This window comes from Gemmatimonadota bacterium (assembly GCA_026705765.1).
Taxonomy (GTDB): Bacteria; Latescibacterota; UBA2968; order UBA2968; family UBA2968; genus VXRD01.
On the sequence record JAPPAB010000027.1, the window covers coordinates 1 to 12,908 of the forward strand.

At 49.6% G+C, this 12,908-nt stretch carries 14 protein-coding genes; 7 read left to right on the forward strand and 7 right to left on the reverse strand.

Going from position 1 to position 12,908, the window contains the following annotated elements:
- Window positions 1-442: 442 nt before the first annotated feature.
- The 6 genes from OXH16_03245 to OXH16_03270 all read left to right on the forward strand — a co-directional run bounded on the left by OXH16_03245 (window position 443) and on the right by OXH16_03270 (window position 5,386).
- Window positions 443-1,408 (forward strand): DUF523 and DUF1722 domain-containing protein, encoded by a 966-nt coding sequence (locus OXH16_03245; protein ID MCY3680384.1) that lies wholly within the window; start codon window positions 443-445, stop codon window positions 1,406-1,408.
- An 11-nt stretch (window positions 1,409-1,419) separates the two neighbouring features.
- Window positions 1,420-2,178: an ATP-binding cassette domain-containing protein gene (locus tag OXH16_03250; protein ID MCY3680385.1), complete on the forward strand. Its 759-nt coding sequence runs from the start codon at window positions 1,420-1,422 to the stop codon at window positions 2,176-2,178.
- The gene (locus OXH16_03255) at window positions 2,175-3,701 is read left to right on the forward strand and encodes an ABC transporter permease subunit (protein MCY3680386.1); all 1,527 of its coding nucleotides are present in this window, start codon (window positions 2,175-2,177) and stop codon (window positions 3,699-3,701) included. Before OXH16_03250 ends, OXH16_03255 begins: the two co-directional genes overlap by 4 nt.
- Window positions 3,702-3,731: 30 nt before the next feature.
- On the forward strand, window positions 3,732-4,427 hold the full coding sequence (locus tag OXH16_03260) for a thermonuclease family protein (GenBank protein MCY3680387.1): 696 nt from the start codon (window positions 3,732-3,734) through the stop codon (window positions 4,425-4,427).
- A gap of 146 nt (window positions 4,428-4,573) precedes the next feature.
- Entirely contained in the window at window positions 4,574-4,990 is a 417-nt protein-coding gene (locus OXH16_03265; GenBank protein MCY3680388.1) for a hypothetical protein, read from the forward strand.
- 45 nt (window positions 4,991-5,035) lie between these two features.
- Window positions 5,036-5,386, forward strand: a complete 351-nt coding sequence (locus tag OXH16_03270) for a hypothetical protein (GenBank protein MCY3680389.1) — start codon at window positions 5,036-5,038, stop codon at window positions 5,384-5,386.
- Here the strand turns inward: OXH16_03270 and OXH16_03275 are convergent.
- The 3 genes from OXH16_03275 to OXH16_03285 form a co-directional block, all read right to left on the reverse strand.
- Window positions 5,345-5,668 (reverse strand): helix-turn-helix transcriptional regulator, encoded by a 324-nt coding sequence (locus OXH16_03275; protein ID MCY3680390.1) that lies wholly within the window; start codon window positions 5,666-5,668, stop codon window positions 5,345-5,347. The genes OXH16_03270 and OXH16_03275 overlap by 42 nt on opposite strands.
- On the reverse strand, window positions 5,652-6,026 hold the full coding sequence (locus OXH16_03280; GenBank protein ID MCY3680391.1) for a type II toxin-antitoxin system RelE/ParE family toxin: 375 nt from the start codon (window positions 6,024-6,026) through the stop codon (window positions 5,652-5,654). Before OXH16_03280 ends, OXH16_03275 begins: the two co-directional genes overlap by 17 nt.
- A 644-nt stretch (window positions 6,027-6,670) precedes the next feature.
- Entirely contained in the window at window positions 6,671-7,204 is a 534-nt protein-coding gene (locus OXH16_03285; GenBank protein MCY3680392.1) for a hypothetical protein, read from the reverse strand.
- 20 nt (window positions 7,205-7,224) lie between these two features.
- Here OXH16_03285 and OXH16_03290 point away from each other — a divergent pair, with 20 nt between their 5' ends.
- Complete coding sequence (locus OXH16_03290; GenBank protein ID MCY3680393.1) at window positions 7,225-7,455, forward strand: hypothetical protein; 231 nt, start codon at window positions 7,225-7,227, stop codon at window positions 7,453-7,455.
- A 380-nt stretch (window positions 7,456-7,835) separates the two neighbouring features.
- Here OXH16_03290 and OXH16_03295 read toward each other — a convergent pair whose 3' ends face one another.
- The 4 genes from OXH16_03295 to OXH16_03310 form a co-directional block, all read right to left on the reverse strand.
- Complete coding sequence (locus tag OXH16_03295; protein MCY3680394.1) at window positions 7,836-8,885, reverse strand: D-cysteine desulfhydrase family protein; 1,050 nt, start codon at window positions 8,883-8,885, stop codon at window positions 7,836-7,838.
- 65 nt (window positions 8,886-8,950) lie between these two features.
- Window positions 8,951-10,429, reverse strand: coding sequence for a hypothetical protein (locus tag OXH16_03300; protein MCY3680395.1), 1,479 nt, complete (start codon window positions 10,427-10,429; stop codon window positions 8,951-8,953).
- A 68-nt stretch (window positions 10,430-10,497) separates the two neighbouring features.
- A complete protein-coding gene (locus OXH16_03305) occupies window positions 10,498-11,757 on the reverse strand; it encodes a mandelate racemase/muconate lactonizing enzyme family protein (protein MCY3680396.1) in 1,260 nt (419 codons plus the stop codon).
- A 29-nt stretch (window positions 11,758-11,786) separates the two neighbouring features.
- Window positions 11,787-12,842, reverse strand: a complete 1,056-nt coding sequence (locus OXH16_03310; GenBank protein ID MCY3680397.1) for a Gfo/Idh/MocA family oxidoreductase — start codon at window positions 12,840-12,842, stop codon at window positions 11,787-11,789.
- Window positions 12,843-12,908 lie beyond the last annotated feature (66 nt).

A 12,908-nucleotide genomic window follows, 5' to 3' on the forward strand; every position in this document is an offset into this window, starting at 1 on the left:
AGCAAGATTTTCTCTTGTTTTTTGGTGGGTCGCAATCTGTATTTAAATGACTTAACCATAATAAAAATATACACTTATGTATTGATTTTGTCAAGCAGAAATAGCGGATGAACCTGTTGATGAAGTGCTGGCGCACTTGTACACCGCTCCACCACCACCGATAGCCCCTTGAGGGCTATCCCCCTGGCTAAAGCCGCCCCATAAATTCTATGCGCTTCGCCATGCGACCCAAGCCTAAAGGACTTGGAACTTACGCGCATTTAAGTTAAGAGGGCACGCTCGCCGTCGCACAAAATACCAACATTGATACAATCGCGGTGAACAAACAGGTGCTCCGTGAGTTGAAAGTATTGAAGGGGCATGTGGTCTCCTCGTATTTGACTTGTAGATCTGTAAATGCTTTCTTCACGCATTTGACGTATCAATTGGAGATAATAGTAACATGGCAGAAACGCAAGCGGCAACATCAAAACTGAGGCTCGGCGTAAGTGCGTGTTTGCTCGGCGAAGAAGTGCGGTATAATGGCGGGCACAAACACATGCCATTTTTGACAACCGTATTGGGCAATTACGTCGAGTGGGTACCAGTATGTCCAGAAGTAGAAATGGGAATGGGCGTTCCGCGCGAGACCATCCGGCTCGAAGGCGACGCGGAAACACCGCGGCTCATTGCACCAAAATCGGGAACAGATCACACCGCTGGCATGCAGACATGGGCGGAAAAACGGCTCAACGAACTAACAGACCTGAACTTACATGGGTATATACTGAAAAAAGACTCGCCGAGTTGTGGATTATTTCGCGTACGGATATTTAATACAAAAACGCAGATCCCCACGCGCGATGGGCGCGGGCTATTTGCAAAAGCATTGGCAGCTCGATTCCCCTTATTGCCCATCGAAGAAGAAGGTCGGCTGAATGATCTGCCCTTGCGGGAAAATTTTATCGAACGCGTATTTGTCTATTACCGGTGGCAACAAATGTTGACCCATGATCCAGCACCCGGTAGTCTGGTAAAATTTCACACCGGAATCAAAATGAGCCTTCTATCGCACAGCCCAAAACACTACAGCGAGTTGGGCCAACTGGTCGCACAGTCTTCCCGCAAAGATATAGCGCTTCAATACGGCAAATTGCTGATGGACGGCCTGAAAGTAATGAGCACACCGGGCAAACACGTAAACGTATTGATGCACCTGATGGGATTTATAAAAAACGAACTGACAACCGCTGACAAAAAAGAACTGCTCGACGTATTTGAATCCTATCGCCAGCGACTGCTACCTCTCATCGTCCCAATCACATTATTAAAACATCACCTGAACCGCAACCGCGTACCAGACTGGGTACACGAGCAAACCTACTTAAACCCATATCCCATGGAATTGATGTTGAGAAACCACGTGTGAACGGAGACGTTATGTTTGAGGTAACAGGTGTTTCGAAAACATTTGGCAATTTGCAGGCGCTGCAAGAAGTTGACCTGAGCGTGCAGGCTAAACAGACGACGGTGTTAATTGGGCCGAGTGGATGTGGCAAATCAACCTTAATTCGATTGATGGTGGGACTAATCTGGCCCGACGAGGGCACGGTGACCTATGAAGGACAAGTTCTGACGCCAGCAAATGTGTTGTCGCTGCGGCAGAAGATGGGTTATGTGATCCAAGAGGGGGGCTTATTTCCGCATTTAACAGCGCGCAAAAATGTAGCGTTGATGGCAAATTATCTGGGTTGGGCGGAGGATCGGATTGATTCTCGGATCGAGACATTGGCAACTTTAACGCATTTTCCAGCAGATGGATTGGACCGATTTCCAGGGGAATTGTCAGGTGGACAGCAACAGCGCGTGGGATTGATGCGGGCATTGATGCTGGACCCCGACGTACTGTTGTTAGACGAACCGCTCGGTGCCCTGGATCCGATGATTCGGGCGGAGTTGCAATCGGATTTGCGTTCGATCTTTCAGACATTGGGCAAAACAGTAGTAATGGTGACACACGATATGGGCGAAGCGGGATTTTTCGGAGATCAGATCGTGTTGATGCGGGAAAGGAAGATCGTTCAGATTGGCAGTTTGAAAAATTTGATGCAGAACCCGGCGCATGAATTTGTGACACACTTTATTCATGCGCAGAGAAGTCCGTTGGAAAGTATGGCGCCTGGAGAGATAGCGAAATGACGCGCACGCCCAACACCACAACGTCAGTGAAGTTCACCGCCCTGTGTATTCTATTTTGCTTTTTGTTCTGCGCATCAACCCAGGCACAAGAGATTGTCGTGGGATCAAAGAAGTTCACTGAGTCGGTCATTTTGGGTGAGGTACTATCTCATATCGGGCGCAGTGTAAACGCATCGGTTACGCATCGGCGCGAGTTGGGAGGAACGCGGGTGTTGTGGAATGCATTGATTGCGGGCGATATTGATCTCTATCCGGATTACACAGGTACCCTGAGTCGGGAGATTTTAGCGGGAGAAAATTTGCGTGATGAAGCGGACATTCGCGCCCGATTGGCTGAGATGGGCCTTGTGATGAGTCGCCCTCTGGGATTCAACAATACATACGTACTGGGCATGGTGGAAACAAGGGCTGAAGCACTGGGAATCCAGACGATTTCGGATTTAAAAAAGCATCCAGACTTGAAGTTGGGATTTGGCAATGAGTTTATGGACCGAGGAGATGGGTGGCCGAGTTTACGAAACCGATATGTGCTCCCGCATCAGAATGTGAGTGGATTGGACCACGACCTGGCCTATCGCGGGTTGGAGAGCGGTACAATTGACGTAATGGATATGTATTCAACAGATGCCGAGATCCAGTATTACGGGTTGCGGTCGCTGGTGGATGACCTGCAGCATTTCCCCATTTACAATGCCGTCATTGTCTATCGGGTAGATTTGATAGATCGAGCACCTCAAGTAGTGAGAGAAATTTTAAAATTAGAAGGGCTGATCTCAGAAAAAAAGATGATGGCCATGAATGCACAGGTCAAATTGGAGAAAAAGCCAGAAGCTCAGGTAGCGGCTGATTTTTTGGCTCAGAATCTCAATGTGCAGGTCAAAATAAAACAGGAAACTACTGGCGCTCGATTCTGGCGGCACACATGGGATCATTTGGCCCTGGTGGGCATTTCTCTTTTCGGGGCGATTCTGGTATCAATTCCCCTGGGAATTGTGGCATTCCGATGGGCAAGAGGTGGACAAGTTATCTTGGGATTGGTGGGCATTATCCAGACCATTCCATCCCTGGCACTGCTGGTGTTTATGATTCCGTTATTGGGTATTGGCGGAGCGCCTGCGATTGTCGCGCTATTTTTGTACAGTTTACTGCCCATAGTGCGAAACACATACGCGGGACTGCACGATATTCCAGTGGGGATACGAGAATCAGCTACAGCATTGGGTTTATCCGACTGGGCACAACTCCGATTGGTAACCCTACCCATGGCCTCGCGGTCAATCCTGGCGGGCATTAAAACGTCGGCCGTGATCAATGTGGGCACAGCGACTCTGGGCGCATTAATTGGCGCCGGGGGATATGGGCAACCCATTTTAACTGGGATTCGATTAGACGATATCGGTCTAATTTTACAAGGCGCCGTACCCGCGGCATTGCTCGCGCTCATTGTACAGGGACTATTTGAATTATTTGAGCGCGTGTTCGTATCGCGCGGCCTGAGGTTAAAAGGCGAAATAAACGCTTAGAATTGCTATTTTTCAAAGGCGAGTAGAAACATGAAAAAGATTTTGATATTTGGCAGTTTATTTTGTTCTTTTTCATTAGCGATTGCCCACGGAGGCGGGCAAGATTCACAGGGCGGTCACTTTGACACATCGAATAACACCTACCATTGCCATGCACCTTCTGGATGCGTTGACCTCGACGACGTGTATTTTACAGTAACCGACGTAAAAGACGGCGATACAATAGACGTTACGCATTTAGAATACACAGTGACCGTGCGCTTGTTAGGGGTAGATACGCCAGAGACAAATCACCCATTCGAACCCGTTGGTTTTTACGGCCCTGAAGCGAAAGAATACACACGACAAAGACTGTACGAAAAAAAAGTAAAATTATCTTTTGACCACCAGCAAAAAGACGCTTTCGACAGGTTGCTCGTTTATGTGTATTTGGACGGCGTTTTGTTTAACCTTGAATTGGTAAGGCTGGGATATGGCGTAGCAGACGTTGAACACGAATACGAAAAACGAAATGAGTTTGTATCAGCACAAGAGGAAGCAAAGGCTCAAAACAAGGGCGTGTGGAGTGACCCGAACCGCACAGCTCCTATTTTTACCGCGATACAAGACTCTCTTTTCAGGGCGAAACATGGCGATTTAAATTTTGACGGCACAATAAGTATTAGCGATTTTCTTTTGTTTGTCGCAGAATTTGGAAAGACGCTTATCAATGGTGCCTACCAATGAGAAACAGAAAAAAATAAAACTGGAAAAATGCTTGATAAAACAAAAACGATTAGCTATGTTTTTAAAAATAACGCGCTTATATACTGAAGAAATATATAAGCGCGGTTTCACCACATGCGCCGTAGGCGCACACAGGAGGTGGAGTTATGGATTCAATTACAGTGAAGCCAACAGAGGAAAATACTGCTGCTCGTCTGGTTTATCACTCGTGGCGAATTCGATTTCCAGAGGAAATCCAGAAAGATGATTTGATGGACTATGAAGAACCTGCTACTTTGTTTCAAAAAGAAGATAAACCAGTTCATATATTCAAAGTTGACTTACCATTTCCCGGTCAGACGTGCGTTACTGTTTTTGAAGAATTTGCAGACGGATCATGGGCAATCTTTTTTGAGGACTGCCCCAATATTATCGGCGGTAGCAATGACAGCTGGGAAGACGCACTGAGCGATTTAGCTGTGATTGTTCGTGACATTCTCCAGGACATCGAAAAATACGAAGACAGTGTTTCTCTGTATCAAGAAGAACGGCGTCAATTTATAAAAAAGGTTTTTGGTTTATGACCATAAGCGAACATCGAAGAAAAGTGCTTAGAGGGAGTGCAATCAATGGTTGATTATGAAACTTTCCAAAAAGAATGGAACGAGGCGGTCGGGGAGGATGCTGCTCGCGAATTTGAGCAATGGAAAAGGTGCTCTGAGATGTTAAGACAGTTGCAGATTCTCCGGATTGATTCCGGGCGCACAGAAGAAGATATCGCCAACATTCTCGGATGGACAGAAGACCAAGTTTTAGCCTTTGAAATGTCAGAAATCCAGAATGTCCACTTTCGAGACCTCCTGGCTTATATAAATGCTATTGATATTAGAATGGATATTAGGCTTAGAGTAAAAGATACGCCCGTGTCGAATCAGGGACTAAACAGCAACAACTCGCTGTCGTCCCTTTCTATCTTTTGAGGGAATAATGCGGATCTCAATATCGCGATTTAGCCGGTTGAGGAATGTCATTAATCGCGCAACGCTGTAATGATTAAAATTCCCATTCTTTAGCCGGGATATTTCAGGTTGTTTCACGCCTAAAATATTCGCTGCCTCTGTCTGCGTCAGCTTCCGCTCTTCTATAATCTGAAACACTTCAAATCCAAGCGTTGCCTTGATAAATAATTCCTCCGCATCTGGCAAGTCCAGATCCCTGAACACATTGCCCGAGCTCTTTTCAAATTTAATTTTTCTGTTCATAATTCGCCTCCAGTTCCTGTGCCAATCTCAAACGTCTTTTGATAAGGGCGACATCCCCCTTGGAAGTTTTAATTCCACGCCTTGATTTTTTTTGAAAACAATGCAGTATATAAACCCTCTCTCCAATTTTCACCGCATACACGGCGCGATAAGTGTCCGTTCTATAATCCGCCCGTATCTCAAAAACCCCTGAGCCAACGCCCTTGAAGGGTTTGGCTGCCGGAGACATGCTTCCCGCTTGTGCAAAAAATAAAGCGTCCCCTATATCCTTTTGAACGGACTCTGGAAATTCCTTCAGCTTTGTCTTAGAATCCCCAATCCATATAGCTTCTTTTAAGTTTAATCTGTTGTAATTCATAAAATATTATAGCCAATTGGATATAAATTGTCAATTACCTCAATCATAGTAAAGTTCCACAAACCTCTTTCCCCGAAAACCGTTAGTATCAGTTTTAAAAAAAGGGAATTATAAAGTACTGGAGAGAGGCAATAGTTAGGAAAGATAAAAACTCGGATCAAATTTGCATCGTACAGTGTGCCCACAATCTGTTCTAGCCAAAAGATGAGTTGCATCAGCAAGCCGAGGGTGCGGTTCTTCTGTCACGAAATGCGGAAACAAAACGGTATGGCTTGACCGAGGTTCTAGGCGTATTGGTAGAGACCTAGCCACTGGAGGGGAAAAGATTCTCTCTTTCCTATCCACGACTATACTCACCTCGGCTAAGGTAACAGCTATGTAACTTAAATTTGTGACTTTAACAGCAAGTGCCGGGATATTTGAGCTATCTGTAGGGTCTGTTATTCCAGGGGCAATACCTAATTTGATCTTATCGCGCCACATTGCATGCCGAGTGTTTATGATGCTCAAAACAAGGGCGGCAATGGCTATAATGAGCGTCAAAATATGGGGATTATATAGGATAGTACCGAAACAATAATCTGGGGAGCCTGATACTTCCTAAGAGGCTCCCCGATTTTACATTTTAATGATTAGTGCTTAGTTTATCCTAAATTTCTCTTTTTTCTTTCAATCTCTCTTTCTACAAGATCGCGTAAATCATCGTATTCCAGAGCATTTGATCTAAAATTACAACCTGGACAGGAGGGCAATGTCCATGAACCGAATGTCTTTACATATGTGTTTCTGTCTCTTGTTAATTCGTAGTCGCACCTCGGACAAAAGCATCGAAGATTATATATTGAACCTTTAGACTCTTTCCATCTAAATTTAAGACCTGAGATTACCCCTTCTTTTTCTGTATATTTATCTCTACTGTTTTTGTCATATACAGTCTTCAGTACAACAAATAAACCCACAAATGTAAGGGCCCCGATAATTAACCATAACCATCCATCTAAAGAAAAAGAATGGTTAGAAAAAAAGAAATACCAAACCCAACGGATTAAGTCTAAAACAGGGTTCAGGATGGCGAGAATTCCTTCAAATTTATCGACAAACAGCGATACCAATGCCAATACAGATACCAGTATAGACAAGAGCCCCGATATCACTGTTATTTTTGATTTATTCGCCATAAAGACTGCAATGTACAGCAATGACAGTAAAAGTCAAGTATCAGCTATCTGGACTGGTGTGGTGGTGGCCCTTCCCAAGGTGGTGGCACCTTCGGCATCTTAAGATCGGGCGATATTGGCAGTGGCACCGCTGGCATGACCGGCTTTACCTCGATGGGCGGCGGCACTGGCGTTATGGCTATACGTACTTTGGACTTGACCCGTTTTGGATGCTGTTGCCGAATTGGTTGAGAGGTAGTCAGCGGTTGTAAAAACGGCTGTTTGTGGTCTGAATACAAGCTCTGTACGGACAGAATTCGGAATTCGGCAACAGCATCGTTTTGGTGGGTGCCTTATCAGCATCCGACCCCGCATGGGGTTATGTATGAAAGGAACTCAATGTGTTATTCCGGCGTAAGCCGGAATCCAGACTTGTTCAGTAAAAAATAGGCATTGTAAGTTACTGCGACACAGTAAGTTCCTTAGGAGTAGTTAGAAAGGTGGCCCAAGGTTAAAAACGCTTGGGTCTTACGGGCTTGTTAGATAAATGTTTTACAAAACAGAAAGGGACTAAGCAGCAACGACTCGTTGTTGTCCCTTTCTATCTTTTGAGAGAATAATGATAAACCGCGTTTTACGGGCACTACCTGCCTCAACTCGTCACCAGATTTTGCCGATAATCCCCGTGTGAAATCAGCTCTGGCGCATAAGCAAACAGCGCTGGATTCCCACCCGTATGTACGTAAACCACCGTGGATCCCTCCGGAATCTCTCCCGTCTGAATGCGGTCAATCACCCCTGACATCGCCTTACTCGTATAGACTGGATCGAGCAAAATCCCCTCTGTCCGCGCCAGCAAATGCAATGCATTTAATCCTGCCTCCGTCACAATCCCGTAATTCTCACCCACATACGCATCCGTATTTTCCAACTCCTCTGCCCGCAATCGAACATCCAGTTCCAAAAGCTCTGCCGCCTCGTTGCCCACCTCCGCCAGCCGCGCCCTCCGCTGTGCCTCATCCCCCTTGCTCGGCGAAAACCCCTGCGTCCGAATTGGCAAACCCAGCGCTTTCACCCCCAAAGCCAGCCCCGCATGTGTCCCGTGCCCAGACGCGGTACAGATAAAATCCGCCCGTGCATCCATTGCTTCAAGCTGTGCCACAATCTCCAGCACACAGCACACATAAGCCACCGTACCCAGCACCACCGCACGCTGCCCGATCAGATAGGGCTTCTCTCCCTGCGCCGTCAGTTCCTCCACAACCCGATCCTTCACCTCATTCTGATTCACGCCATCCACCACCAGACGCACATCCGCCCCCAGAATATTATCCAGCAACTGATTGCCCTGAATACCCATCTGACTGCGGTGATCGTGCCGATTCACCAGCACGCACTTCATCCCCAGCCTGGCAGCCGCTGCCGCCGCCTGCCGCGCGTGATTCGACTGTGACGCCGCGCCCGTTATTAACGCCGTAGCCCCTTGCGCCACCGCATCTCCCAGCGCCAGATCAAACTTTCGCGTCTTATTCCCCCCAAAAGCCAGCCCCGTTAAATCATCCCGCTTCACCATCACTCGCACCTTCCCACCCAGCGCCTCTGAAAATCGCGGACAATCGTCCAACCGCGTCGGCAAATCCGCCAATTCCGTACGCGGAAACCGATCAATAGCAGCCTGCAAATCCTCCCGTGTAACAGCCATGAGTCCCTCCAAAATTAGAATATATGTGCAAAACAGCCCCCAGGACCCGACCATCCTCGCACGAACTACCGTTCCACCCTCTTTGACAGCAACCCCGCTCGCAGCGGTCCATACATCCCGTATTCCCACTGAATCTCGGCATCCACCACTCGCTCCACCTGTTCCCGTCGAACGGGTGCCGTCCCCAGAAGTTTCCCATCCTGCCTGATACTGATCTCCGCCTCGCCAACCGTAAACAACAGCGTCGTCGGCTCTTCGCGCCACACAACCGGCACAGAAACATGACCCGGCTTTTTCAACCGATGCACCACGCGGTACTCATCCCACACCTCGTCATCGTGCAAAAATTCAAGCCGCATATCTCGCTCGGGACACCCCTTGGCACTCACGGAAAGATAGAGCGCGTCCCCCATCGAAGCCAACCCCGTAACGCGCTGCCCCCACTCATTGATCACGATATCGCCGTCGTGACCTTCATTATACGCCACAACCCGATCTTCCCACGGGTGATTCATCTCATCCGTAATTGGCGGACGCCGGAACATCCGCTTCACAAACTGCCAGTGATCCTCGTGAGCATCGTACCGCCACAACTCGGACCACGGCCAAACCCCCACATAGAGATCCCCGCCGTAAAACCCCGTTGTCTGCGCCTCTCGCACCCTATCCGACACACCCGGCATCACAGGCGGCCAATCCTTCAGATGGCGAACCTCTTCCCCATCGTAAATAAACAAATTACCCGTGGGATACTGCGACATCAACAGCTTATCATACCAGTTCAGCATCGAATAAAGCTGAAAACTCACCCCCTCCAACGATGCGCGCAACACCTTCCACCTCGACCCGTCAAACGCATATATCCCGCCCATATTGGACGAATTTACAATCTCATTCCCAAGCTGCCCAATGGCAAACGGCGTCTCCCGATCGTACTTCAGATCGAGCACCACTGCCTTCTCCAGATCAACCGCTCCATCTCCCGGCACATAGGGCACCGCGTACAATCTCGTGTAAGGCTGTCCCACCTCCTCATTCTTATAGAAAAACGTCAAATACCCCAGCCCATAATAAAAATGATGATAATATCCCGACACCGGTTTGGAGAGAACCCGCTCCCCATCATACCACGCCTCACCCCCCTTAAACTGAAGCACCTTCCCCCCAACCCGCATCTTGCCCTCCCCACTCACCGTCTCACCCACGCCAAAACTCTCATCCACCCGCCAGGCACCTGCTACATCGTCCCACGCTCTCGCAGTCCGGTCCTGATGGTAGCTACACGCGTACACCCTGCCATCCAGATCGAACAAATAACTCCCCCCATCCTCAGTCGAAGGCGGCAACGTCTCAAAATTCATCTCCGCTTCATCATCCCGCACAAAAAACTGCAACGTATAGCGATCCATGCAAAACGCCGTATTATAAACACCTGTAAACCCCGCGCCCAAAACCACGCGACCCTCTGCATCTCGCGCCTCAAACAGCGTACCCCAGTTCTGCCCCACATCTTTGCCAAAATCAATCGTCGTCTCAATCTGCATCAATATTCTCTCCTCAGCCTGCCCACACAAGGGCCACAGCAAAAATACTATTAGAACCCATCTCATCTTCACCCATCCCAAACCGGTGCATCCTGCACCTGTAGCTGGGTCCACAACCTGTCAAATTCCTCACTCCCATCGTCCTCCCACTCATCCAGGCGCACACCCGGCGCAAACGACTCATCCACCCCCTGTTTCATCAGCCGCTCTGCCTGCTGCAAATTTCTATAAAAATGTTTGACATCGCCCGGCAACGTCACCACCGAAACATGCCGGGGCCATTCCACAGCAGGTGTATCCCGGTACTTCGCCACGGCATCCTCATCCAGTGCCACACCCAGACCAGGGCCCTCTGGAACCTTCATAAACCCGCGCTGCACCGAATGTGCATCCACAATCAAATCGTCCTCATAAGAATGGCTCGCCGTCACCCCTGGCAGCGTCGCTGTCGGCATCACCGCGCCCAACTGAAGCGCAAACGCCGTCGTAATCCCCGTCCCCACATACTGCAACAAAATCGGCGTATTCGCCGCTGCAAAAGTCCAGGCCGCTGCCAGTGCATCCCGCACACACTCGTGGCTGCAAAGCGCCCCATCAAAATCGCCCGCTCGAAGACCTATCCACGGTCCCGACGGTTGCCGCGACGCCGCTTCACACAGCACCCGCACCCCGTGCAGATAGAACGGTATTCGAATCGCCTCATGCAGCCTGCGCCACCCTTCAATATCATACGCAAAAATTGGCTCCTCCACCCCCTTCACCACCGGAATCTTCTCCAACTCCCGCAGCACTGGCAACGCTTTCTCCACGCAAATCAGCGCCCCGTTAAAATCGAACTCCACCCGAAAATCCACCGGCGCGACATCCTGAATCGCCTGCGCGCATGCCACCACATCGTAAAACGCCCGCGCCTTGCACTTCAACCCCCGGTATCCACGCTCCGCCGCCACCTGTACCTCCGCCGCGGTATCCTCCACCGACATACACGGCATCCACCACCCCATAGACACCCACTGACGCGCCTGCTGCCCCATCAACTTCCACGCTGGCAGCCCCAGATGCTTGCCCATCAAATCGTAGCACGCCATATCCAGATTAAACCGCCCCTGTCCCATCACATGGTCAAATGGATCCGTCCCGATATAAGTCGCCAGCATCCCCTGACCAAACGGCGACCCCACATTCTCTGCCAACCCCACCAGCCCTGTATCCGTATGAAACTTATACACCGTCACCTCTTCCCGCATCGCAAAATGATAATACGCCTTCCGGATACGCGCCTCATACGGGACCCGAAGCGGAATCACCTCGATCTCTGTAATCTTCATCACCATCCTCCTTAATCAATGACGCGCACTCACCAACCCTCCCGCCCCACGTACAGTTCTCGGTTCTCCATCGGCAAACTTACCCGCACACCCCCCAACCGATGCGACTCAATAAACCCCATCACCATCTCCTGGCTCCGTCGCGCCAGATGAACCGGCCCCTTTGTCTCTCGCCCTGTATCCAGCGCCTCCGCGATATCCCGAATCCCATTCACTGTACCGCTCTCGCACGGAACCTCTGGAAATGCCTGCTCCTCCAGCACATACCGCACATCGCTTGCCTTTCGAAACTGATAGGCAAGCGCATTATTAAACGTTCTCAACTTTCCCTCCGAGCCACAAATCTCAAACTCTGAGCCGCTACCCGCCGTTGTATATCCGTGAACCCCATTGGCAAACCGAACGTACCCACTGGCTATGCCCGGATCCACATTCAGGCGGTTGCCCTCCCAATCCTCATCCTCACACACAATGGTTCCCTGCACGTACTCAATCTCGGCATCTCCGGCTAATAATAACATCATATCCGCCCCATGGGTTAACCCCCACAACGCCGCTGTCACCCCATCCTGCACAATGACAGCCTGCACCGTACCCAATTCCCCGGCATCCGCCATTTCTCGCATCTTCCGATAAACCGGAATATATCGCCGCTGCGTACCGTAATTGAACTTTACACCGTACTTCTCAACCGCTGCCACCATCGCGTCTGCCTCTGCCATCGAACAGCACAACGGCTTCTCGCAATAAATTCCCTTTACCCCGTGTGCGGCCGCAAAAACCGTTATCTCTGAATGGGTCGCTGGACGGGTCGCGATACACACAATATCCGGCTTCTCTTTCTCAATCATCTCCCGATAATCCGTATAACAAACCGCAACCTCGTACCGCTGGCGAATCGCCTCTGCCTTCTCTGCTACCACATCCGAAACCGCTACGAGATCCGTCCGCTCACACGCCACAGCCGCTGCTGCATGTGAATACGGGAGCCACAGATGACGGTCGGGACGATCCTGCACCTCATCGTCAATCGTCGCCCCCATCCTGCCGCATCCGATTAACACCGCTTTATATCGTTCCGCCATTGTCTCAATCCTCTCTTTCGGTTTATAGCTCGACCTCCGTGACCTCCATCGCCATCCCCACTTGAA